Here is a 22913-nt window from a genome sequence, read left to right as displayed (position 1 = left end):
AGACCAATGTGAGCACCACGGCGCGAACCTCGACGCGCAGAGAATTCCTCAGAGCGGTCGGCTGGGGCACGGCGGGTACCGTCGCGGCCGGTGTACTGGTCGGCTCGGACCTGGGTGGGCGCGGCTTCCTCGGCGCGGGACGCGTCGAGGCGGCCACCCCTCCAACGCTCTCGCTGATCGCCACCGACGGGTACATCACGATGCCGAACCGGGCCGCACCGGTGTACATCTTCGGCTTCGTTCAGGTCGATCCCACAAAGACGATCAGCGAACTGTCATCGGCCTACAAGGGTCACGCGCAGCACACGGCGCCGATGCTCGACTTCAAGCAGGAAGACGACATCAAGATCACGCTGACCAACCTCGGTCTGGTCCAGCGGCCCGACCTGACCGACTCGCACACGATCCACTGGCACGGCTTCGACATCCCGTCGCCGCTCAACGACGGCGTCCCCGAGGTATCGGTGGCCGTGCCGATCGGTAAGCAGCTCACGTACTTCTACCGGCCGCACCGCGAAGGTACCTACATGTACCACTGCCACTTCGAGGACGTTGAGCACGTCCAGATGGGCATGACCGGCGTCGTGTTCGTGCGGCCGACCCAGGACGGCACCGCCAAGACATTTGGCGGGAAGACCTTCACGACGTTCGCCTACAACGACGGTGACGGTTCGACGGGCTACAACCGGCACTTCGCGATCCTGCTCAACGAGATCGAGGAACGGCAACACGACGCGGACCGGGACATCCAAGAGTTCATCATGACCGACTACGACCCGCAGTTCTTCACCCTCAACGGCCGGTGCTACCCGCAGACTGTGCTGCCGAACGACGGGAACGGCACCACATCGGGCCTCGTCACCGCCAACCCGAACTACGGCGGCAACCCCGACGTGTCGCAGCCGAATTCGGCGCTCATTCAGGTGAACCCCGGTGACCGGGCCCTGCTCCGGCTGGCCAACCTGGGCTACCAGCAGCACGCCATGCAGTTGCCGGGGATCCCGATGCACGTCGTCGGCCAGGACGCCGCATTGCTGCGCATCGGCGGGGTGGACACCTCGTACTGGACCAACACCCTCTACCTCGGGCCCGGCGAGGCGCGCGACGTGCTCTTCGACGCGCCCGGGTACGACGCGGCCCGGCCGTCCGGCTCGGACGCCAGAGGCAGCTACAACGTCTACTACTTCAAGAACAGGGACTACCGGAAGTTGTCGAACCACGGCGGCCCCGGGCCCGGCGGGATGATGACCGAGGTCCGGGTGTACCAGAACGCACTTCCGGCCCAGACCGTGGTGGGGCAGACCTATGCCTGAGCGTGCAGAGCGAGCATCGACCCCGCGCCGCGGCAGGGAGGCCACGATGATGCAGAGAACTGGGCGGCTGGCGGTCGTCGTGCTACTGGCCGCCGGCTCGGCTGTGCTGGTTCCGGGACGCGCCGACGCGCTGCCCACGGGAGCGCCCAGGATCGGTATGGTCTGCAACCCGGGCACTGTCTCCGGCACCACCCACACGTTCAACCTCGTGGCGAAGACCGGCTACATCGACACGCCGGACGGCAACAGCGTCTTCATGTGGAGCTACGCGAACGCCGACGCGCCAGACAATGGTCGCTTCCAGAGCCCGGGACCGGTGCTCTGCGCAACCCAGGGCGAGACCGTCGTCGTGCACCTCACCAACAACCTCGCCGAGTCAACGTCCATCGTGTTCCCGGGCCAGGACGCCCAGGTGACCGCCGCGGGCGGCGCAGCCGGGCTGCTGACGACCGAGGCGGCGGCGGCGACCGGGACCGTGACGTACACCTTCACGGCCGGCAACCCTGGCACGTACCTCTACGAGAGCGGCTCCGACATCGGCAAGCAGCTCGAGATGGGGCTCTACGGCGCACTGATCGTCCGTCCGGCCACCGGCGCCAACTACGCCTACGGCGCAACGACCCAGTTCGATGCGTCGCGGGAGTACCTGCTGCTGCTCAGCGAGATCGACCCGGACCTGCACCACGCGGTGGAGACGGGTGGCACGTACGACGTCAACAGCCGGCGTGACCGGTACTTCGCGGTCAACGGTCGGGAGTTCCCCGACACCATCCAGGACAACGGCTCGGCGTTGCTGCCGAACCAGCCGTACGGGTCGCTGGTGCGAATCCAACCGAACTCCGGGACGAACCCGCAGCCGGCGCTCGTCCGGATGATCAATGCCGGCGCACTCAACCATCCCTTCCACCCGCATGGCAACCACACGACCCAGATCGCCCAGGACGGCCGGCCACTCCTCAGCCCGGGCGGCGGTGCCGCCTCGACGGAGCATTTCGGGGAGACGATCGCCTCCGGTCAAACCCAGGACTTCCTGCTGCGGTGGGATGACACGGACAACTGGAATCCAACCACCAAACCGCTGCCGGTGCCCCCACCGAACTACCGCAACGTGTTCTTCAAGGACAGCAACACCTGGTACGGCGGTAGCCCCTATCTGGGTTACAAGGGCACGCTGCCCACCGGGGTCGTCTCACAGAACATCTGCGGCGAGTGGTACTTCCCGTGGCACAGCCACGCCCTCAACGAGTTCGCCAACTTCGACGCCGGCTTCGGTGGCATGGCCACCCTGCTGCGGGTCGACCCGCCCGGCGGCTGCTTCGCCTCATCGACATCGACGAACATCGTCGGCGGTGTGCTGAAGGGCGGAGCCGCTGGAGACCTCGGCATAGACGACACCAAGTACTTCATGGTGAACCCGAGGACGACCACCCAGACGACGAGCTCCACCGCCGGGCAGACCACCATCGCGGTCGCCTCGGCCGCGGGCTTCCCGACATCCGGCCCCTACTACGTTCGTATCGACAACGAGGTACTGCAGGTCACGGGTGGGCAAGGCACCACCACCTGGACGGTGACACGCGGGCAACTCGGTACCGCGGCGGCGCCCCACGCCAGCGGCGCGACCCTCACAGCTCTGGCAACCGACTGGTACGCGGGCTTCACGGGCCTCCCAATCGGCGCGCAGAACCTCAAGGTGACCTACAAGGGCGAGAACTGCGGCACCACCACTGCCACCACGTGTACGGCCATTTCCAGCAACCTGCCGCAGCAGACGGTCAAGATCTGTGACTGGACGATCGCGGGCGCGGCGGGCTGCTCGACCGCGACCTCAAGCGGGTGGGTGACGCTGCCGCCGCCGCCGCTCCAGCCGCAGAGTGTCGGCTCGACCGACGTGAGCTCGACGTGGACGTTGCCGGGGTCGGCCAACGCCTACGTCGGCACCGGAGCGAACAGTGGTCAGGTCCGCGTCCTCGTCCATACCCAGCGCTGGACGGGCCCCGACCCAGGCACGTTCTCGACGTGGGGCAACCTCATGGCACTCGTTTATGACGCGCCATGACCAGCGGCAAGGCTAAGGAGAGACTGGCGATGCGTGCACCCGCATTCAAGCAGGCGATCAGGGCGCTGATCGTGCTGGTCCTGGCCGCGGCCGGGCTCGGACTTGGCAGTTCCACCGCCTCGGCCGCGCCGGTGACCATCAACCTGTGCGCCAAGGGCGGCACGGTGACGTTGCCCGGCCCGGTCAGCGTCCCGATCTGGGGATTCGGCGTGCCGACGACGCCGGGTGACTGCACGACCGCGACGGCGAGCGCGCCAGGACCTGTCCTGGCCGTGAACGAGGGGGACACCGTGACGATCAGCGTCACGAACGCCCTGCCGGCCGGGCACACGCTCGCGTTCGAGATCCCGGGCGTGGACTTCACCGCCGGCCCGACCGACGCCGCAGTCGGGGCGACGGTGACGCGTTCCTTCACCGCGAGCAGGCCTGGGACGTATCTCTACCAGAGCGGCGGTGGCGCCGGACGTCAAGCGGCCATGGGGCTCCACGGCGCGTTGATCGTCCGTCCACTGACGGCGAACCAGGCCTACGACACCGCGACCACGGCGTACAACGTCGAGGCTCTGCTCGTCCTCAGCACGATCGACCCGGGCTTCAACGCCGCACCCGACAGCTTCGACATGCACAGCTATCGGGCGACGTACTGGCTCATCAACGGCCACGCCTACCCGGACACGGCGCCGATCACGGCGTCGCCGGGACAGCGGGTGCTGCTGCGCTACCTCAATGCCGGCTACGACAACACGACGATGTTGCTGCTCGGCATGCACGAGCGGGTCGTCGCGCGCGACGCGCGGCTGCTGAACAACCCGTTCGATGCCAACGCGGAGACGATCCCGGCCGGCGCTACGGAGGACGCGATCGCGACCGTTCCATCGGGTTCGGCGCCGAGCACACACGGCTTCCCGCTGTACAACCGGCAGCAGCACCTCACGAACGGACCGCAGACCGGGCAGAGCCCGTCCCCGGCGACGGGTGGCGGCATGCTGACCTTCATCCACCCCTGATGCGAGGCGACCCATGACGGTTCGTTCCGGCCTCAAACCCACTTCGGCCTCCCCGGCGCCGCGCCCGCTGCGCCGGGGAAGCCGGCGCGCACGCTTGGTCGGTGGCCTCGCGGGCATCCTCGTGACGGTCGTGGTCGTGGGGCTGGTGCTGTGGCTGTCGCATGCGTTCGACAGTGGCGCGAACCGGACGGCGACGAATGTTCCGGTGTCCTGGCAACGCCCCGTCGTCACCGCCGATGCGCTGGTAACGCAGAGCGGCGTGAAGATCACGCAGGTGGCGGTGACCGGCGATGGCGGTCTGGTGGATCTGCGCTACAAGGTCGTCGACCCGGCGCGGGCGAACACCCTGCACGACCCGAGAACACCACCGGCCGTGGTGGACGAGGAGTCCGGTCTGGTGGTTCACCAGCTCCTCATGGATCACTCGCACACCGGCCCGTACAAGACCGGCGTCACGTACTACCTGGTCTTCAACAACCCCGGCAACTGGGTACACCACGGCAGCAGGGTGAGCGTCATGCTGGGCAACGCGCAGGTCGAGCACGTGCTGGTGCCGTGAGCTGGCGCTACGCCCACAGATCTCCACAATTGAGCGAGTGGGGCTCGTGTAGGCCAGGCGTCCACCACCGCCACCTTTGCTGCGGTGCTGGTCCCCGCGCCCGCCCCGCCGCCAACGCCACCAGGATCACCTCAACACCGGTCGCCGTGATCACCTTCCGTCAGGACAACAACTGGTGGATGCAATCGTGCTTTTTCTCCTTCTTGAGCCGCACCTTCTGGGTGACCGGAGGGGCTTGGGTGTAGCCAGTCCCGTCGACACGGTAGTAGACCGTGGTTTCAATCGTCGCGTCGCCCGGGGTGAACTTGCCATTGGTGAGATTGAGTCCGGTGCTCCACGTATGTGCCTTACGGTCGCATGTGGGCGTGAAACCGAACAACCCCTCGACTTTGCGCTGTGTAATCTTGCCGTCCAGTAATGCAGCAGTGGCGGTGGTGCACTTGAACGTTCCTGAGATCGTGACGTCGCCTGTCCGGGAAATGCTGCCCGTCGGGTTGACGGTGAGCTCGAATGGCAGCCCCTGAGCAGCGTGGGCAGCGGGGACCGACACTCCTATAGTCAACGCGGTCGCGGGTAGCGCGGCAAGCACAAGCGTGCCGAGTCGTTTAGCGAATCTCATCTGGGCCTCTATACTTGATCGGCGACCAATTCGGCGATATCTGCGCAACCAACGTCGCACGCCGGACATCTCAACATCGCGGCGATGCGTGAAAATACCCTGTGTGAACGGGTGAAATTTGCCTCTGTGCTGTGCCACCCGAACGGCCCCCCACGGCGCCCGGCCGGCCGCATCCGCTCCGAACGCCGATGGGGCCAAACCCCGACCCGAACCGCAGCTTGACCCCGTGGGGCTCGTCACAGCCCCGAACCGTATTTACGAGCCCCACAGGGCGACAACGATGACCGGCATGAAGCGCAGTCTCCCGGCAGCGTCCGAGCAGTTGATCGCCGCGCTGATGCCTCAGCCACTCCCCCGTGTACCCGTGCCAGAACTGTTCGCACAGGGTGTGAGCCGTCGTTTGTGACTGCCACGCAGGATCGGGTGCTTGGCTATTCGGCTGCTGTACCTGCGCGATTCACTTGGGCCGCGCCTCCGGCTTGAACCTCGTTGTGCAGGAGAGGACGGCCCGCCCTCTCATACGACGGCGCTGCCCGCGGCGCGCGTCACCACCGCAGTCTCCGGGCTTTGCGTCCGCCCAACGCGTTCAGCGACTTGCGGTACGCCACCATGTCGGCCGGCTGGCCGCTCGCGAGCGAAGCGTGCAGGTGGTCGATGGCAACGTTCGCGAGTTGGTGCAGGATGTCGTGCCGGTCGACGCCGGCGGCCAGCAGCCGCTGCGCCGCCAGCCACGTCTCCTGCGGGTCGTTGTCCCAGAGCTGGTTCGTGACGACCGCATGCATAGCGAGGTGCAGGCGAGGGTTGACCCCGTCGACCTCGCTACCCTCAACCGAGGGGCCGGACAGGACCTCATGCCACTCCGGGTGTTCACCCAGGATGAGGACATCGCGGGCATCGGGGTCCGCCGGATCGAGCTCGATGTAGTCGTCATCACCAATCAGGGTGCTGAGCTGCGGCACCGCAAACAGCCGCCGCTCAAGAACGGCCTCCGCTTCGGGACTGTCCTCATCGACGTCCGCCAGGTAGGGCTCAGCGTCGATGTCATCGTAGGTCTCCACGAGGTGGCCGGCGCACCCCTCGGCTTGCTCGACAACGTTCGTGACGGCGGCCGCGGGCAGCTGCGAGCGCTCACCGGCCCAGCGCGTCCAGGCGACCAGGACCGCGGGCATGGCCTCGACCACCTCGTTGTCGAGCTCCTCGTCCGGCAGCCAGTCGTGCACGAACATCTCGACCTTGGCCGGGCTGACGCGCAACGGCCGCCCCTCGTCGAAGTCGGCACCGAAGTCCACGATGACCCGCGCGCAGGACCGCGTCTCCGGCGTATCGGGCAGTTCCTTCGCCTCCGCCGAGCCGAGGAACTCCTCGACCAGGCGCGCACGCTCCGGCTCCGGCACCTCGACCGGGTCGGCGACCGGTGCCGGCTCCGGCATGACCCGGCACCGGGCAAGGGCCAGCGCGCGGAACTCGCGGAACGACTCGGGCACCTCATCTTCATCTTCCCCGATCGGGCCGAGATCCCCGACCGCGTCCCGCTCGACGATGCCCTCCTCGATCATCCGGCGGGCCTCGGCAGGATCGATCCGGTCGAGCACGGTGAGCTCCGGGTCGTCGGCGGCCTGCTGCCGCACGCCCGCGAACAGCTCGTCCGGGTCGTTGGTGATCCACGCGTCGCTCACCCACCCGACCGGGTCGCTGTCCAGCAACACGGCCAGCGCATGCCGGTCTGAGCCATAGCGGAACTCGCAGTAGATCGAAGTCTGGTCGCCGTACACGTCACTGAGCCGCAAGCACTCGCCGACCTCGGCCCGGCCGATACTCTCCGCCCAGGGTGGATCGGCCACGCCGCGCTCCGCCAGCGCGTTGGCACCCGCGTCCGCCGCTTCCCGTAGCTCGGGCGTCGCGGCGACGGCGGCGAACGCACGCAGCATCGCCTGCGCTGCCGGCGTGCCCTGCTGCAGCCCGAACTGCACAGCGCCGAGCCCGATGACGTCGGCCGAGCCCTCGTCTGGTGGCACCCCGTGCCACCAGGCACCCACCAGGTCCGAGGTGAACACCTCGACGTCCAGCGGCTCACCCTCCGTAGTCATCACCTGGAAGGAGCGCACCATCTCGGCATGCACCGAGGCGAGCGACGGCGCGCCGCGACGGGCACGCGTCTTCTTGGTCTTCCGTCCGCGACTGACCGGGCTCATCCGGCCATCCTCGCCCACCCGTCCAGCCGCCATCCGACGGGGTGCCTGGTTCGTCACGCTCACATTTGCAGCCCCGGCGAGCGTCGTACGCCGTCATCGGCGACCCGATGCCCGCGATGGGCCGCTGGCACCCCGAACGCGAACAACTGATCCGCGCTTGCGGCATTCCCGCGACGCTCCTGCGGCCCTGCGGCTTCACAACCAACGCCTTCGACTGGCTGCCCACCCTCCGCGAGGAGGACTACGTCCTCGACCCGATCGGCCCAGTCCGCGCCGCACCGGCCGAGCCACCTGGCGCCGACATCGCCGTCGCCGTCACGCTGACCGAGTACGGCCATGAGTGCGAGGAGTACCCGACCTCAACCGGACGCGGCGGCTGATCGCCCGGGCAGCCTGGCTGCCGCAGCCCACGGTAACGTTCGGCGGCGAGCTCGTCGTCCGCCTGGCGACGCTCCTCGCCGTCGAGACCTACGGCGCGGCCTACCGTCAACGCCTTCGACCCCCGGACCGGAGCGACTGGCATACCGTCTATCGGTCGCGCGAAGAGTCGCCTTGGTGGTACGCCTTCCGCACGCGGCAAACCGACGCAAGGCAAGAGGGCCTCAGCGGTGGCCTGGCCGCAAGTCCGGCGCTGGACGGCAACGTGGCCCGGGTCAACACCGACGGGCTGCGGCGGCTCTCAGGGGCCGACGCCGGCTCGGCCAGCCTGTCCGTCCCCCGGACCGGCACGCCGAGCCCGGACCTCACCGACGCTCCCCGCTGGCCACGACTGCGGTGGCGGCGGCCCGTCGTCTGTGCCCACGCCGTTTCCCGCACCCCTATGGCTGTGGAAGGCCGTGGCGGCCTTGGTCGCGGCGCTGCTCACGCCGGTCTGCGTCATGTGGATCGTCCACCGCCGTCGCCGTTTGCCGCGGACGCCGACGATGGTGCCGGAACCGACCGGGCAGCCGGTCCGCTCCTGACACCGCAGCGGACCGCTCCTCCATGCGAGCGCGCCGCAAGGACACTGCGGATCCTCGGTCGCGGTGTTGTCCAGCGCTGCTTTCGACCGCGGTCGATACAGCGGACGCTCCATTGGCAGGACAATGGTCGGGGTGGCGGCGCCGATCTCCGTCGTCAGGGTGGCATCGGGATACCGGCGCAGCCGCAGGGCATGGGTCTCGATGCTGCGGAGCAGGTCCATGACCCGCCGGTTCTCCAGCCAGACCTGGTCGTCGAGGAAACGGCGCAGCTGCTCCGACAGGAGCCGGACCGTTGCCTGGGTCCTTTCCGCCGCGTCGAGCCAGTCGTAGTGGATGCGGCGCATCCGCGGGTCCGGGCCGCCGATACCCGGCAACGCCTGCACCCGGTCCAGCAGGGTCGTGAACTCCGCCTGCCGGGCGTGTGAGAGCAGGAAGTCGTAGAATGCGTGGAAGCTGCGGCCCTGATCGGGGTCGGCGATGGTGCTGCGGTCGCCGAGCACCTCGTCGAGGAACGCACCCTTCGAACCGTTCCACAGCGCGACGCGCTCCCGGAGCTCACGGTCCAGCGCGCGGAAGTTCGCCTCGACCTCACGGAAGTCCGCCAACAGGTCACGGGCGGTCGAGGTGAACTGCTGATACCGGTCGCGTTGCGCGGTATCGTCCAGCAGCGGCAGCTCTCCGCCGCGGATCCGGGCGATCTCCTCGTCGATCTCCGCGCGACGGCGGTACAGCTCGGTCAGCCGCACGTCCGGGTCGGTCTCTGCACCGAATGCCATTTGCCGCAGCAACTCGAAGACGATGTTGAGCCGCGACTCTGTGCCTACGAACGAGCGGGCCTGCAGCGACCGGACCCACGCCAGGGCCTTTTCCACCGCCGGTGTCGCGTCGAAATGCGCCTCGTCGGAGCCGGCCGGGTAGTACTTGCGCAGCCAGTCAGCGTCGGCATGGGCCCAGTCGTCCAGATACGCCCGGGCCGGCCGCGGGAATCTCGGCTCCTGCTCGTTGAAGCCGGACAGTTCGTCGTCGAGCCGCGCGGCGAGCTCGACCGCGGGTACCGATCGAGCGTTCTCGTCGACGAAGACCTTCCCCAGGAATGCCAGGATCGATGCCCAGCGGCGTCGGCAGGGTGTCGGTCGTCAGGCTGGCGGCCCCGGTCGTCACAGCACGGCTCCTTCTCCGACGCGACGCCCGCACCTACGACGGAAGGCCGACGGCCGCGCCAACCTACCGAATGTGGGTTACCCCTCCCCCGGGATCACGCACGTCGGCGGGCCATGATGGCGAGGCCTGTCACGGCGAGCAGCGCGGCCGCGGCCGGGATCAGGAACACCGCGGGGAGTCCGATGACGGCGGCGCCGATGCCTCCGGCGGCGCCGCCGAGCGCGGAGCTGACGGCGGTGGAGCTCAGGAAGACGGCCGAGGCCGTGGCCACGGCGGTGGGCAGCAGGTCCTGGGCGACGATGATGCCCAGCCCGGCGAAGATGCCCCACACGCCGCCCATGAGGACCTGCCCGGCGAACAGCCCGGCGGCCGTGCCGGTCGTGGCGAAGCAGACGTTGGCGGCGACGCCGAACGCCGCACCGATCACCATCAGGCGCATCATCCCGATCCGGCGGGCCACGAGCACCGCCACGGGCATCAGAATCAGTTCGACCAGCGGTTGGATGCCGATGACGGCGCCGCTGAGCGCGGCCGGGTAGTGCAGCTGGTCGGTCATGTAGATCGGCAGGTACGCGTACTTGATCGACTCGCCGGCGTACACCAGGACGTACAGTCCCGTGAACGCGAGCAGCGGCAGCATCGCGCGCAGGCGCGGGCCGGGTGCCGACGCCGCGGCCGCGGGGGCCGCGGCCGGCGAGGTCTTGAGGTTCCCGAGCGGGACGATCTGGGCGAGGGTGGCGACGGCGGTCGCGAGCAGCATGGTGCGCAGCGAGGTATGTGCGGCCAGGAAGGCGCCGGTGGCCGGGCCGACGACCCAGCCGGCGGTCAGGGCCATCCGCACAATGGAGACCACGCCGTCGGTGTTCGGGTTCGGGTGCGCCTTCGTCTCGTCGTGGATCGCGGCGAACAGCTGCGACGTCGCGGCGCCGCCGAACCCGCCGATGATGGCGCTGAGCACGAACGGCATCCACAGCTGGGTCGAGTACGCGATGGCCGCCCAGCTGACGAACCCCGCCACGGCACAGACGCGGAACAACCCCAGGCGGCGGCCGGTGCGGTCCGACCGCGCACCGACCAGGTAGCCGGCCACCGGCGCCGTCAGGTTGGTCAAGTAGAACAGCCCCGCGGCGGTCAGCGAGCCGCCCAGATCGTTGACCAGGAACCTGGCGATCTGCGGGGCCGCAGCGGAGAACCCGAGCCCGGACAGGAACATCGCGATGGTCGCCCCGCGGTACAGCGGTGAGGCGAGCGCCAGTCGGACCGCCGACCGGTGCACCACGGGCTCGGTGAGCGGCACGTCTGTGGGAGGCGCTGATTCGGGGAGTGCCATAGCTGTGCCCTTCCGTTTGCGTAAGGGCGCACGGTAGGGGCGAGAGCGCTCTCATGACCAGGTCAGGCTGGTGCCGTGCTCTCCCGCACGATCAGCTCGACCGGGAAACGTTGCCGGTAGCCGGTCGGGACGGGGCCGTCCAGCAGCAGCCGCACCGCCGCGGCGGCCATGTCCTCGACCGGCATCCGCATGGTGCTCAGCGGCGGGTTCGCGCACACCGCGGCGATACTGTCGTCGAATCCCACCACGCTGACGTCCTGCGGGACTCGCCGGCTGGTCGCAGTGATCGCCTGGACGGCGCCGGCGGCCGTCAAATCGCATGCCACGAACATCGCATCGACGTCCGGGTACCGGTCGAGCAGATCCCGCGCGGCGCTGAGGCCGACCTCCCGCCGGAACGCGCCGCCGGTGCTCAGATCCGGCAGCCCCAGTTCCGCGACGGCCCGCACGTATCCGGCCCGGCGGCTGGTCCCGCACGTGTCGTCGGCACCGTGAATCGCGGCGATGCGCCGCCTGCCGAGCTGATACAGGTACTGCACGGCGGCGTGCGCACCGCCGGCGTTGTCCGCCTCGACGGCCGGCACCGACGGCGCCGTCGCCACCAGCGACACCACCCGCCGGCATTGCCGGTGCAGCCGCGACGCGAGGGCCGGCGAACCGTCGGCCAGCACCAGACCGATCGACGCCCGGCGCGCGATCGCGTCGACGGCGTCGGCATCCTCCGCGGCTGCGACCGAATGGATGCGCAGCTGCACGTCCCGGCCGGCGAGCACGGTCATGATCCCGGCCAGGACCCGGCTGTAGTACGGGTGCGAACCGATCCACCCCACTGCGGGCGCAGGCGAGGCCACCACAACATCGATCGCCGGCTGCTGCCGCGACGCGAGCGCCCGCGCCGTCTGGTCAGGCACGTATCCCAGCTCGGCGATGACGTCCTTGACGTGCTGCCGGACCGCCTCGGTGGCACCGGGCACACCGTTCATTACCCGCGACACGGTCGACCGCGACACGCCGGCCGCACGCGCGACGTCCTCGATCGTCAGTTTGGAACCAGCCATCTTCGGCACCCTTCACGGACCTGCAACGTGCTGCCAGGCCCAATGCAAACATATTCAGCCCCGTTGCCCGTTGCCCGATGCCGCGAGCCGCCCGGAAGCGGTCCACGTCGGTCGTCTCGGGCGGCGGTCGGCGGTCGCGCTGGCGTTCGGCCCGTGGCGTCCCCGTACGCCGGCGGCCCCGGTGGGCATCGAGGCGTCGTTGCGTTGTGGGACCGGCGGGCGTGTTGAGCCCCGTGTCGGGTCCGCTGGTCAGACGCCGGGGCGAGTTCGGTAACGCAACGGCGACTCGCGTGCCAGGCCGGGCGTCGATGGCGAGTTCGTAGTGACCGCGGCGAAGGTTCTGCATGAAGGCATTCACCGAACTCGCCCGGGCGATCTGACCGTAGACCGACACGGGTTCAACGCGTCCGCCGATCCCGCAACGCAACGACGCCTAACCGAGTCCTCCACGATTCCAGGGGATTGACAGGGTCACTGGCGCGGTGGACCTGGGTATGCAGGCCGCGCGGCTCGAAGTGCCTAGTGCCTGAGGACTTGTCGATCTTGAGAGTATTGCGCGTCGTTGAGTTCAGGCGCTGGCGGCGGTGATGTGCAACGGGTCGTCGAGGAAGGCGTCGAAGCCGAGCTCTGCGGCTCCCAGCAGGGCCGCGTTCTGGCCGAGGATGCCGGGCCGCAGGTGGATCGGCCGTCGGGTGTCAGGCGTGGTGTGATGGGCGATCCTCGCGTGCACCTGTTCTGCGGCGCCGGCGTATAGGTAGCGCAGCGTGCCGTCGAGGATGACGACCTGTGGTCGGATGAGAGTAATCAGGTTGGCGACAGCGATGCCGAGCCAGTCGCCTGCGCTGGCGAGAGCTTTCGCCGCCGTATGGTCGCCTGCCGCGGCGTCACGCACCATCGCCCGGACAGCGTCGCGATGGCCAGCCTCGGAGTCACGTCCCGCGGCCGTCAGCAGGGCGTCGCGTCCGAGTTTGGTGTCGAGGCAACCGAGTGAGCCGCACGAGCATGGTAGTCCGTGCTGTGGATCGACCAGCATATGGCCGATGGCGGGCGGCTGTCCGTCGTGGCGGCCGAGTATCGCGCCGTCAACAACGATGCCGCCGTCCACGCGGTCGCCGCCCTGGAGGTAGACGACATCGCGGAAACCGGCCCCGGCGCCTCGTTCTCGCTCGGCGACGGCGGCCAGCTGGGCCCGGCGACCGACAACGACCGGTCGTCCCAGCAGGTGTCGCAGGTCGCTCCCAATGGTCGTGGGTTCTGCGCCGAGCGCGGCTCCCGCTCCTACACACGCGGAGCCCGGTGTGGCTGACTGCTGTATCTGCTGGCCGAGTTCCGCAAGGACGTCACACATGTCCCGGTCGGAGGCGCGCGTGGGCGTGTCGGCTTCGCGTCGGTCCAGCAGTTGCCCGCCGAGGCCGACTCGGGCGGCTGCCAGCCGGTCTGTTCCGATGTCGAAGGCCAGGACATAGGCACGCTCCGGTCGCGGGCGGACGACCAGCGATGGGCGCCCAGCCCCTGAGCCTGCGGCCGCATGTTGGTGCTCAAGTAGGCCAGCGGCGGCAAGTTCCCTTGTCAGGGCCATAATCGTGCTGCGGTTGACGCCCATCCGGCGGGCCAGAGCAGCGCGGGACATCGGACCGCTGCGATGCACATGCTTGAGCAGGGTGCCCAGGCTCGGCCGGGATCGGCTCATGGTCGCCGGCCGTTTGACCGGGGCTGCGGCCGGGTGGCGTCGATCACCTGGACCGTCTCGGCCAGGCTGGTGAACAGGTGGGTGTGCAAACCGAGGCGTTCAGCGGCGTGCACGTTCTCGGCGCGGTCATCGATGAACAGCACACGATCGGGTGCCAGGCCGAGTTCGCGGCAGCACCAGAGGTACGCGTCTGCGTCCGGTTTCGCCCGGCCGATACGGCAGGAGAAAGCGACGAGGTCGAAGTGCCGCAGCCACTGGCCGTGGTGCCGTTCGTAGTAGGCGGCCAGGTCCTCGGGAATGTTCGACAGCAGCGCCAGGCGTACACCCGCGGCTGCGGTCCGTTCGATCAGGGCGACCATGTCGTCGTCGATGACGCTCCAGCTTGCGACGTCCGCGGCTATGAGGGCGGTGACGCGGTCCTCGTCGAAGACGGTGCCCAGCGCGGTTGCGACCCATCGCCAGTACTCGGCGCCGGTGATCTGGCCCAGGTCGTAGGGGGCGCGCAGCTGCCAGTAGACGTCCCAGAACGCGGGCGCCGGGACGCCGGTGGTTGCGGCCAGTGTGCGCTTGGCCACTGGGGATTGCTGGCGGGCGATGACACCGAACAGATCGAGCAGGGCGACGTCGGGCATGTCGATCACACCTTGTGGACGATGGTGCCGGCGGCGGCGAGGGCGGTCGTGTCCTCGTCGGATGCGTCGTCGGTGGTGACGACCAGGCTGAGGGCGGAGACGGGCGCCACGAACGCCAGGGCGGTGCGGGAGAACTTGGCCGGTTCCGCGGCCACGATGACGCGGTGGGCGGAGGCAATGATCGCCCGTTTGATCGCGGCGTCGGCGAGGTCGTAGGCGGTCATCCCGGCCGGGGTCAGCCCGCAGCAGCCGAGGATCGCGGTGTCGAAACGCAGCGCGGCCAGCGACGCCTCGGCGAGCGGCCCGGTCAGCGCGAGCTCGTCGCGGCGGGGTTCGCCGCCGGGCAGCAGCAGCCGCAGTTGCGGGGCGCTGGCGAGGGCGTTGGCAGCGTGCATCGACAGCGGCATGACGGTGAGCCGGCGCGGCGCGAGCAGGCGGGCGACCTCCAGGCAGGTGGTGCCGCTGTCGAGCACGACGGCCTCACCGTCGACGATCAGGCCGGCGACCGCCTCGGCGATGCGGCGCTTGGCGTCGCTGCCCTCGTGCATGCGCACGGCGAAGGGAGGCTCCTCCCCACGCAGGGTGAGGCTGCGCGCGCCGCCGCGGTAGCGCTCCAGCATCCCTTGGTCGGCCAGCTGCTCCAGGTCCCGCCGCACGGTCATCTCAGAGGTGCCGGTCAGCTCCGCCAGCTGGGTCACGCCGACCTGACCGGCCTGCTGCACGGCGTCGAGGATCCGCCGGTGGCGGTCACTGATCGTCATGCCGCTATTGAACACTACTGCGGTGGCAGATGCAACATTCCGAACGCGTTTGATGTGCGTTATGTTTAAACGAACGTTCGTTACTTTGCCGGCGGCCCGGGCTGCCACCTTCGCCTACTTCCTGCTGTGCGGCATCGTGCAGGGGGTCTGGGTCGTGCACATCCCGGCCGCCGAGCACCGGGCCGGGATCAGCCACGCGACGCTCGGCTGACTGCTGCTCCTGCTCGGCGGCGGCGCCTTCCTCGGCATGCAGGTGATGGGCCCGCTGGCGGACCGGTTCGGCGCCCGCCGGGTGGTGCCAGTGGGCGGAGTTTTCCTCAGCCTCGCCCTCGTCCTGCCCGCCCTGGCGGCCAACGCCTGGATGCTGGGTGTGGCGCTGCTCGTGCTCGGACTCGCGCACGGCTGCCTGGACGTGGGCACGAACGCCCACGCTGTCCAGGTCGAGGCCGCCTACCGGCGACCGGTCATGTCGGCCTTCCACGCCATGTTCTCCATCGGCGGAGTCCTCGCCGCCCTGCTCGCCACCCGCACGCTCAGCTGGGGTTGGAGCGCCGGCACGACCATGACGGCGGTCGCGGCCGCCGGGGTGATCCTGGCTCTGGCCTCCACCACCGGCCTGCTGCCCCGCGCCGAGCCCACGATCGCTGCGCGGCCCGCCACCAAGCCCGGCCGCCGCTCCACCCCGCTACGGATCTGGATGCTCGCCGCGCTCGCCCTGATGCTCATGCTCGGCGAGGGCGCGGCCGCCGACTGGAGCGCCCCGGTGATGCGCGACGTCCTCGGCGCCGACCCGTCCACCGCCGCCCTCGCCTACGGCGCCTTCTCCACCGCCATGACCGCCGGCCGGCTGCTCATCGACCGCATCGCCGCCCGCGTCGGCCCGGCCGCCGTGCTGCGCTGGGGCTCCGCACTGGCCGCGCTCGCCATGGCCCTGGTTGTCTGGTCACCGTCGATTCCCGTCGCACTCGCCGGATGGACAGTCTTCGGCGCCGGACTGGCCGGCACTATCCCGCAACTGTTCAGCGCCGCCGGGCACATTGACCCCGCTGCCGCCGCCACCAACGTCTCCCGCGTCGCTGGCCTCGGCTACCTGGGCATGCTCGCCAGCCCCGCCGCCATCGGCGCCCTCACACATATCGTGCCGCTCAACATCACCCTCGCGCTCGCGCTCGCCTTCTGCATCATCGCCGCCCTCGCCGCGACGGCGGTGCGAACCAGTCACAGAGCGGATCGCATCTGTCCCGCACCACCCCAACCCCGGCCACGGACGCCGACATCCGTCCAGGTCAAACGCCCGTCAATCGACTACGCAAACACCCTGGCGCTCAATCCGCGGCCCTACCATCGCCTCGTCACCGAGCAGGTCGCGGAGTAGCCGCCACCGGCCGATGTTGTAGAGTGCGTCGGACTCGTACAACAGCGATAGAAGTCAGTGGTCACCTCGCACACGACGAACCTTTTACATAGGAGCCTGGCTATGGTCGACCCGGATTCCGAGCTCGCCGCGCAGCTTCGTTTCGATGTGCCGCACGCGGCGCGGATCTGGAACTACTGGATGGGCGGCAAGGACAACTTCCAGGCCGACCGGGCCGCTGGGGACGCAGTGGTCCAGGTCTATCCAGAGATCGCCGTCATGGCGCGCGAGTCCCGGCAGTTCCTCATCCGGGTCGTGCGGTTCCTGGCGGCCGAGGCGGGCATCCGGCAGTTCCTCGATATCGGGACGGGCCTGCCCACCATGCAGAACACCCATGAGGTCGCCCAGCAGGTCGCGCCCGAATCCCGGATCGTGTACGTCGACAACGACCCGATGGTGCTGGTGCACGCCCGTGCCCTGCTGACCAATTCCAGCGCCGAGGGCCAGACGGACTACGTCCACGCCGACTACCACGACCCGGAGCTGATTCTCGCCGAGGCGGCGAAGACGCTGGACTTCTCCGAGCCGGTCGCCGTGATGTTCATGGGCGTCATGGGCTACGAGCCCGACCTGGACGTGGTGCGTTCCATCGTCGGACGGGTGATGGACAGCGCCGCACCCGGCAGCCACCTGGTCCTGTGGGACGGCACCGACACCACCCCGGCCGTGGTCGAGGGCGCCAACAAGCTGGCGGAGAGCGGCGGTGTCCCGTACATCCTGCGCAGCCCCGACCAACTGGCCGGATGCTTCGAGGGTCTCACGATGGTGGACCCCGGCCTCGCGCCGATCACGCAGTGGCACGCGGAGGACCCCGCGGCCGAGCACATCGACGCGTATGGCGCCGTGGCCCGCAAGCCGTGACGCGTCCCTGATCGAACGGGGCTGCGTCCCGGGAGGTGTGCCGCAACAGCCGTCGAACAGGGCGTCAGTCATGGTCGGCGGGGCGTTGAGCCTCAGGAGCCGGGCGAGGGTGGCGCCGCGCGGACGGCAGGTCACCGTCGGCGCTGCCTGCGATGCACAGCAGTTGGGCTGACGGGCACCGACCTCGTGCAGCGCCCATGACGTCTCAGACGTCATGGGCGCTGCTGCTTCCGACTGCGGGTTACGGGGTTACGGTGCTCGCGGTGGGCGTGTAGTCGCCGTCCTGGTCCACGAAGAAGCTTCCGTTGGTGAGGCCGTCGATGGCCGTGCGCCGCAGCCATTGCTCGGACAGGTCGTGCAGGACTCGGGACTGGCGCTCCCAGGGCATGAAGTGACCGGTGCAGGCCACTCGGAACATCAGCTTGCGGGCACCGGGGACGGCGTCGTAGAGCGCGGGGACCGAGAAGTGGAGCACGGGGCCCGAAGAAGTCGGCGTGTTCGCCTGGGTGTCCAGGTCTCCGTACACGATGAGCACGGGCACCGTATTGCCGAGGGTGCCGTTCAGCGGCACAGTGGTCTTGTTCCAGCCCCACCAGAAGGCGTTCCGGATCCGCATCACACCTTGCGGCGTTCCGGACTGCACGGGTCCCCAGGTCCGGCCGACCGCGTCGTTGTCCATGATCGCGTTCCACACCGCGTCGACCATGCCGCTCTCCCGCTGTTTATTGCAGTGCACCTCGCTGTTCCATGAGGTCTCGAAGGCGGCTTTGGTGCCGATTCTCATCGGGAATCCGAACTGGGCCGGCGGGTTGGACAACGGCAGTTGGGCGGGCTCGACCGCCGTGCTGTCGGGCGGGAAGATCGGTGCGAGCAGGAAAACGCTGGACACCTTTTCCGGGTGCTGCAGCGTATACGGTCCGACCTGGAAGGCGGCCGCGGAGTAGCCGACAAGAGCCACCTTCTGCACGTTACGCAGGGACCTGATGTAGTCGACGACGGTGTTCAATTCGTCCCAGTCGCTCTTCGCGTTGTTCAGCTGATGCGGATAGTTCGCCGGGCACGCGGCCGGCAGCGGATTGGGGATCAGGACGCCCTGTGCGGCCGGGTCGGCATTGCATGGATCGTCCATTTTCGGGCGAGGTGAACGCCCGGATCCCTGCAGTTCCATGATGAACACGTCGAAACCCGCCTGTGCCAGATCCAGGGCCCAGTTGTAACGACCGGTCCCGAAGTCGAGTCCCGCGAGCGCCGGAACGGTCCTGCCGTGCAGCATAAGGACGGCCTTGCGTGGCTGGTGCGGCCGGGTGCCGTTGCGCTCCCGCACGAAGAGCTTGACCGACTCTCCCGCGTTCGCGGGGACGGTCGAGATGTGCGGGACCGCATGGTCGGTGGCAACGATGCGCCTCGTTGTGATCCGATCCGTCGAGTCGGCACCAGATGCATTGGGGGCGGCTCCCACGAGGAGTCCGAGCACGACCGTGAGTGCGGTGAAGCTTCGTAGTAGGGCCGCCTTCTTCATGCCATTTCCCTTCTTTCGGCACCCTTTCGCAGGATCTGCAATATTCGCGCGTCACGCATCTGCGCGCATGGATCAATGCGAGGTTCAGGGTACTCGTGAGGATGGGAAGCCGTGTCGCCTGAGATGCCAGGCAAGGCTGGATGATCGGCCCATTACTCGGGTTTCCTGACGATCATGTGGCCGAGAATCCACGAGTTGACCTTTCGTCACCGACCCGCATCCGTCGGTGTTGAAAATCGGAACGGCGGCTTTTCACTAGAACAGTCCCGCGCCTGGGGCACGATCAATTGCCAATAGCGAAGGTCGACTCGATACATCGGGCGGTCGGCCCGTCCGGGAACCGCAGGGCGCTGAGGCACCGGGTCTGACCCGCATCAGCCGGCGATGTGCGCGGTCATAGCGGCGATCTCCGCCTCGCGGGTGGCGCGGTCCTTGGGCCACCCCCGCGCGTCCGGGCGAGTCTGCCATGGCAGTGGTCCGGTTCCGGGCCGGTACTCCACGCCGAGGGCGTCCAAGCGGCCCAGGTGCGTGCCCAGCCGGTCCCGGAAGCCGGCCGGGTCCCGCTCCGGCGCCGACCACACGGTCTCGGCGAACGCGCACAGCCGGGGGAACGCGGCGTAGTCGACGGCCCGCGCGGACGCCAGGTGCTCGGTCCAGATGTTGCACTGCGCGCCGAGCACCCGGTCCCGCTCGGCGCCGGTGAGCTGCGCGGGCAGCGGTTCGAAGGCGTAGACCGTCTCGACGTCAAGCACCGTGCCGACCGGGATCGGCTCGTCCGGGCGGTCGGACTGGCGGTAGTCGAGGTACACCGAGGTGTCCGGGCAGAGCACGACGTCGTGGCCGGCGCGGGCGGCGGCGAGCGCGCCGGTGGTCCCGCGCCACGAGGCCACGGTCGCGCCCGGGGCGAGGCCGCCCTCGAGGATCTCGTCCCAGCCGAACAGCCGCCGCCCGCGCGCGGTCAGGTGCTCGTCGAGCTGCCGGACGAACCAGCTCTGCAGCTCGTCCTCGTCGCGCAGGCCGAGTGCCCGGATCCGCTGCTGTGCCTGCGGGCTGGCCCGCCACTCGTCCTTCGGGCACTCGTCGCCGCCGACGCCGATGTACGTGCCGGGGAACAGCTCGAGGACCTCGTCGAACACGTACCGGTAGAAATCCAGGGTCGTGTCCGCGACGTTGAGGACCCGACTGGAGACGCCCCAGCGGGTGGACACCTCGACGGGATCGCCGGTGTTGCCCAGTGCCGGGTACGCCGCGATGGCGGCCTGCGAGTGCCCCGGCACGTCGATCTCCGGCACGACGGTGACGAACCGTTCCGCGGCGTACGCGACGATCTCGCGGATGTCGTCCTGCGTGTAGTAGCCGCCGTGCGGCCGGCCGTCGAAGCGCTCGTGCTGCCGGGAGCCGACCATCGACTCGCGCCGCCAGGCGCCGACGCGGGTCAGTTCGGGGTACCGGCGGATCTCCAGCCGCCAGCCTTGGTCGTCGGTGAGGTGCAGGTGCAGCACGTTGAGCTTGTGCACGGCGAGCAGGTCGACGAGGCGCAGCACGTCGGCCTTGGGCAGGAAGTGCCGCGCCACATCGAGCATCGCGCCACGCCAGCCGAACCGCGGCGCGTCGGTGGTCTCGCCGCACGGGACGAGCCAGCGCGCACCGGCGACGGCAGCCTTCCGGTACACCGCGGCGGGCAGCAGTTGCCGCAGTGTCTGCGCGCCGTAGAAGACGCCGGCGGGGTCACCGCCCACAATGGACACCTGGTCGGGCTCGACGCGCAGCCGGTACCCTTCGGCGGGCACGCCGTCGGACAGGGCGAGCGTGACGGCGCCGGGGCCGGGCGGGCCGGGTGGCAGCGACAGCCCGGTGGGCGGCGCCAGCGCGCCCCGCAGCCAGCGCGCGACGCCGGCGAGGGCCGGTGGCGCCGCGATGACCGTCGCGTCGTGGAGCCGGAATGCGCCCTCGCCGGTGGTGGACACCATGGGCTGCGGAATGATGGCGTTCAATCCTTCACCGCCCCGCCGAGGCCGGACACCAGCCGGCGCTGGATGAAGACGAAGAACACCAGGACGGGCAGCGTCATGAGCGTCGAGGCGGCCATGATGCCGCCCCAGTCGTTCTCGTCCGGTTTGAAGAAGACCAGCAGCGCCGCGGGAAGGGTCTGGTTCTGGGTGGCGCTGATGATGAAGGTCTTGGCGAAGATGAAGTCGTTCCAGGCCGTGATGAACGAGAATACGCTCGTGGCGGCCAGCCCGGGCGCGACGAGCGGCAGCAGGATGCGCCACAGGATGGTGGTGCGGCTCGCGCCGTCGATGAGCGCCGCCTCCTCCAGCGCGTCGGGCACCGCCGCGACGAACCCGCGCAGCATCCAGATCGCGAACGGCAGGCTGAACGCGAGCTGGACCAGCACCAGCGAGGCCAGGGTGTTGAGCCCGACGCCGGGCACGGTGCGGCCGAGGTCGCGGAACTCGAAGAACAGCGGGATCGTGAGCGCCTCGACGGGCACCATCTGCGCGACGATGAACAGCACGAGGATGGTGGTGCGGAAGCGGAAGCGGTACTTCGTCAGCGCGACGGCGGCGAGGAACGCGATCGCACCGGCCAACCCGACGACGCAGAGCGCGACCACGGCGCTGTTGAGGAAGTAGCGACCGAACCCGCTGACGCCGAGCGCGTGGCGGAAGTGTTCGAGGGTCGGGTGCCAGGTCCACGGCCGCGGGTGGGCGGATTCGATCTCGCCGGTCGGCCTGAACGCCGACAGGACCATCCAGTAGATCGGGAACGCGGTCACCAGCGCGGCCACGACCGCGATGCTGTTCGGCAGCCAACGATGCCTCATAGGTCCTCTCCGGTCCTGCGCAGCGCGCGAAGGTAGAGCAGCGTGACGACGACGAGGATCGCGGTCATGACGACGCCGATCGCGGAGCCGAGGCCGTACTGCGAGGAGGCGAATGCCTGCTGATAGGCGTAGACGTTGAGCACCATGTTCTGGCCGGCGATGCCGCCGCCACCGGTCATCACATACACCTGCGTGAAGACCTTGAAGTCCCAGATGACCGACTGGATGACCACGATGGTGATGATGGGGCGCAGCATCGGCACCATGATGCGCCGCCAGGCCAGCCACGGCCCGGCGCCGTCGAGCTCGGCGGCTTCGAGCACCTCGTGCGGCACGGCCTGGATGCCGGCGTAGAGCGTTACCATGACGAACGGGAACGAGTGCCATACGACGACGGCGCCGATCAGCGTGAAGGCCACGTCGCGGTCGTAGAGCCAGTTGTAGCCGTCCAGCCCCAGCACCTCGTTGACCAGCCCGAGGTTGGTGTCGAACAGGAACATCCACACCACGGAGCCGGTCATCGCCGGCGCCGACCACGCGGCGAGCGCGGCGAAGGACAGTAGCAGCCGCGGGACGCGGCCGACCCGGGTCAGCAGCACGGCGAGGGCCGCGCCGACGGCGAGGGTGGCGGCGACGCAGGCTGCGGCGAAGCCGACCGTCTGGGCCAGGACGGTCCAGAACTCGCCGTCGGAGAACAGCGTCGCGTAGTTGCCGGTGCCCAGGAACCGGGCCGGGACTCCCCCGCTCACCTGTGGCTGGCCGAACTCCAATGTGGACAACAGGCCGAGCTGGTAGAGCGGGTAGGCGAACAGCGGCACCAGCACCACGAGGGTCGGCAGCAGCAGCCACAGGGGCACGAGCCGGCTGCCACGCCGCCCGCCGCGCCAGCGGGTCGGGGAGGTCCCCGGGTCCGCCGGCACGGTCCTGGTCGGCAACGTGGTCGTCACCG

General features: G+C 69.2%; 18 protein-coding genes and 2 pseudogenes. 7 read left to right on the top strand and 13 right to left on the bottom strand.

Annotation, left to right across the window (positions count from 1 at the left end):
- Positions 1-8: 8 nt before the first annotated feature.
- Genes ACFPIJ_RS00760 through ACFPIJ_RS00745 form a run of 4 tightly spaced genes read left to right on the top strand, consistent with a single transcriptional unit; the run spans position 9 to position 4938 of the window.
- Positions 9-1313: a multicopper oxidase domain-containing protein gene (locus tag ACFPIJ_RS00760; protein WP_380112555.1), complete on the top strand. Its 1305-nt coding sequence runs from the start codon at positions 9-11 to the stop codon at positions 1311-1313.
- A 46-nt stretch (positions 1314-1359) separates the two neighbouring features.
- Positions 1360-3372: a multicopper oxidase domain-containing protein gene (locus tag ACFPIJ_RS00755; protein ID WP_380112554.1), complete on the top strand. Its 2013-nt coding sequence runs from the start codon at positions 1360-1362 to the stop codon at positions 3370-3372.
- Between the two features lie 29 nt (positions 3373-3401).
- Positions 3402-4379 carry a multicopper oxidase domain-containing protein gene (locus ACFPIJ_RS00750; protein WP_380112553.1) on the top strand — a complete coding sequence of 326 codons (978 nt, stop codon included), beginning with the start codon at positions 3402-3404 and terminating at the stop codon, positions 4377-4379.
- 13 nt (positions 4380-4392) lie between these two features.
- A complete protein-coding gene (locus ACFPIJ_RS00745) occupies positions 4393-4938 on the top strand; it encodes a hypothetical protein (RefSeq protein ID WP_380112552.1) in 546 nt (181 codons plus the stop codon).
- A gap of 160 nt (positions 4939-5098) precedes the next feature.
- On the opposite strand, the gene ACFPIJ_RS00740 is transcribed toward ACFPIJ_RS00745, so the two are convergent.
- Both ACFPIJ_RS00740 and ACFPIJ_RS00735 read right to left on the bottom strand, forming a co-directional pair.
- Positions 5099-5557: a DUF6299 family protein gene (locus ACFPIJ_RS00740; protein ID WP_380112551.1), complete on the bottom strand. Its 459-nt coding sequence runs from the start codon at positions 5555-5557 to the stop codon at positions 5099-5101.
- Between the two features lie 545 nt (positions 5558-6102).
- The gene (locus ACFPIJ_RS00735; protein ID WP_380112550.1) at positions 6103-7749 is read right to left on the bottom strand and encodes a DUF1841 family protein; all 1647 of its coding nucleotides are present in this window, start codon (positions 7747-7749) and stop codon (positions 6103-6105) included.
- 65 nt (positions 7750-7814) lie between these two features.
- On the opposite strand from ACFPIJ_RS00735, the gene ACFPIJ_RS00730 reads away from it, so the two are divergent.
- Complete coding sequence (locus ACFPIJ_RS00730) at positions 7815-8129, top strand: hypothetical protein (RefSeq protein WP_380112549.1); 315 nt, start codon at positions 7815-7817, stop codon at positions 8127-8129.
- Between the two features lie 299 nt (positions 8130-8428).
- Here ACFPIJ_RS00730 and ACFPIJ_RS00725 read toward each other — a convergent pair whose 3' ends face one another.
- The 7 genes and pseudogenes from ACFPIJ_RS00725 to ACFPIJ_RS00695 all read right to left on the bottom strand — a co-directional run bounded on the left by ACFPIJ_RS00725 (position 8429) and on the right by ACFPIJ_RS00695 (position 15343).
- Positions 8429-9811: a DUF3375 domain-containing protein gene (locus ACFPIJ_RS00725; protein WP_380112581.1), complete on the bottom strand. Its 1383-nt coding sequence runs from the start codon at positions 9809-9811 to the stop codon at positions 8429-8431.
- Positions 9812-9966: 155 nt separating this feature from the next.
- Positions 9967-11202, bottom strand: a complete 1236-nt coding sequence (locus ACFPIJ_RS00720; RefSeq protein WP_380112548.1) for an MFS transporter — start codon at positions 11200-11202, stop codon at positions 9967-9969.
- A gap of 62 nt (positions 11203-11264) precedes the next feature.
- Positions 11265-12260, bottom strand: a complete 996-nt coding sequence (locus tag ACFPIJ_RS00715) for a LacI family DNA-binding transcriptional regulator (protein ID WP_380112547.1) — start codon at positions 12258-12260, stop codon at positions 11265-11267.
- Between the two features lie 251 nt (positions 12261-12511).
- Positions 12512-12612: pseudogene (locus ACFPIJ_RS00710) on the bottom strand (IS6 family transposase); the annotation flags it as partial.
- A gap of 216 nt (positions 12613-12828) precedes the next feature.
- Positions 12829-13839 carry an ROK family protein gene (locus ACFPIJ_RS00705; RefSeq protein ID WP_380112580.1) on the bottom strand — a complete coding sequence of 337 codons (1011 nt, stop codon included), beginning with the start codon at positions 13837-13839 and terminating at the stop codon, positions 12829-12831.
- Between the two features lie 107 nt (positions 13840-13946).
- Positions 13947-14582, bottom strand: coding sequence for an HAD family hydrolase (locus ACFPIJ_RS00700; RefSeq protein ID WP_380112546.1), 636 nt, complete (start codon positions 14580-14582; stop codon positions 13947-13949).
- A 5-nt stretch (positions 14583-14587) separates the two neighbouring features.
- Entirely contained in the window at positions 14588-15343 is a 756-nt protein-coding gene (locus ACFPIJ_RS00695) for a DeoR/GlpR family DNA-binding transcription regulator (RefSeq protein ID WP_380112545.1), read from the bottom strand.
- Positions 15344-15404: 61 nt separating this feature from the next.
- On the opposite strand from ACFPIJ_RS00695, the pseudogene ACFPIJ_RS00690 reads away from it, so the two are divergent.
- Positions 15405-16718, top strand: a pseudogene (locus ACFPIJ_RS00690) (MFS transporter).
- Between the two features lie 102 nt (positions 16719-16820).
- Positions 16821-17618 (top strand): SAM-dependent methyltransferase, encoded by a 798-nt coding sequence (locus ACFPIJ_RS00685; RefSeq protein ID WP_380112543.1) that lies wholly within the window; start codon positions 16821-16823, stop codon positions 17616-17618.
- 241 nt (positions 17619-17859) lie between these two features.
- Here the strand turns inward: ACFPIJ_RS00685 and ACFPIJ_RS00680 are convergent, their stop codons facing one another.
- The 4 genes from ACFPIJ_RS00680 to ACFPIJ_RS00665 form a co-directional block, all read right to left on the bottom strand.
- The gene (locus ACFPIJ_RS00680) at positions 17860-19137 is read right to left on the bottom strand and encodes an alpha/beta fold hydrolase (protein ID WP_380112542.1); all 1278 of its coding nucleotides are present in this window, start codon (positions 19135-19137) and stop codon (positions 17860-17862) included.
- Positions 19138-19511: 374 nt separating this feature from the next.
- A complete protein-coding gene (locus ACFPIJ_RS00675) occupies positions 19512-21131 on the bottom strand; it encodes a beta-N-acetylhexosaminidase (RefSeq protein WP_380112541.1) in 1620 nt (539 codons plus the stop codon).
- On the bottom strand, positions 21128-21964 hold the full coding sequence (locus ACFPIJ_RS00670; protein WP_380112540.1) for a carbohydrate ABC transporter permease: 837 nt from the start codon (positions 21962-21964) through the stop codon (positions 21128-21130). The genes ACFPIJ_RS00675 and ACFPIJ_RS00670 overlap by 4 nt, the downstream gene beginning before the upstream one ends.
- Positions 21961-22911, bottom strand: coding sequence for a carbohydrate ABC transporter permease (locus tag ACFPIJ_RS00665; RefSeq protein WP_380112539.1), 951 nt, complete (start codon positions 22909-22911; stop codon positions 21961-21963). Before ACFPIJ_RS00665 ends, ACFPIJ_RS00670 begins: the two co-directional genes overlap by 4 nt.
- Between the last annotated feature and the right edge of the window lie 2 nt (positions 22912-22913).

Source organism: Dactylosporangium cerinum (genome assembly GCF_042653625.1).
Classification (GTDB): Bacteria; Actinomycetota; Actinomycetes; order Mycobacteriales; family Micromonosporaceae; genus Dactylosporangium; species Dactylosporangium cerinum.
This window is presented reverse-complemented; position numbering and strand designations above follow the sequence as displayed.

Bases quoted from the DNA above. Each gene is read 5' to 3' on its own strand.
- ACFPIJ_RS00745 (WP_380112552.1), top strand. From the start codon at position 4,393: ATGACGGTTCGTTCCGGCCTCAAACCCACTTCGGCCTCCCCGGCGCCG.
- ACFPIJ_RS00750 (WP_380112553.1), top strand. From the start codon at position 3,402: ATGCGTGCACCCGCATTCAAGCAGGCGATCAGGGCGCTGATCGTGCTG.
- ACFPIJ_RS00720 (WP_380112548.1), bottom strand. From the start codon at position 11,202: ATGGCACTCCCCGAATCAGCGCCTCCCACAGACGTGCCGCTCACCGAG.
- ACFPIJ_RS00735 (WP_380112550.1), bottom strand. From the start codon at position 7,749: ATGAGCCCGGTCAGTCGCGGACGGAAGACCAAGAAGACGCGTGCCCGT.
- ACFPIJ_RS00685 (WP_380112543.1), top strand. From the start codon at position 16,821: ATGGTCGACCCGGATTCCGAGCTCGCCGCGCAGCTTCGTTTCGATGTG.
- ACFPIJ_RS00755 (WP_380112554.1), top strand. From the start codon at position 1,360: ATGATGCAGAGAACTGGGCGGCTGGCGGTCGTCGTGCTACTGGCCGCC.
- ACFPIJ_RS00740 (WP_380112551.1), bottom strand. From the start codon at position 5,557: ATGAGATTCGCTAAACGACTCGGCACGCTTGTGCTTGCCGCGCTACCC.
- ACFPIJ_RS00705 (WP_380112580.1), bottom strand. From the start codon at position 13,839: ATGGCCCTGACAAGGGAACTTGCCGCCGCTGGCCTACTTGAGCACCAA.
- ACFPIJ_RS00680 (WP_380112542.1), bottom strand. From the start codon at position 19,137: ATGAAGAAGGCGGCCCTACTACGAAGCTTCACCGCACTCACGGTCGTG.
- ACFPIJ_RS00700 (WP_380112546.1), bottom strand. From the start codon at position 14,582: ATGCCCGACGTCGCCCTGCTCGATCTGTTCGGTGTCATCGCCCGCCAG.
- ACFPIJ_RS00695 (WP_380112545.1), bottom strand. From the start codon at position 15,343: ATGACGATCAGTGACCGCCACCGGCGGATCCTCGACGCCGTGCAGCAG.
- ACFPIJ_RS00670 (WP_380112540.1), bottom strand. From the start codon at position 21,964: ATGAGGCATCGTTGGCTGCCGAACAGCATCGCGGTCGTGGCCGCGCTG.
- ACFPIJ_RS00715 (WP_380112547.1), bottom strand. From the start codon at position 12,260: ATGGCTGGTTCCAAACTGACGATCGAGGACGTCGCGCGTGCGGCCGGC.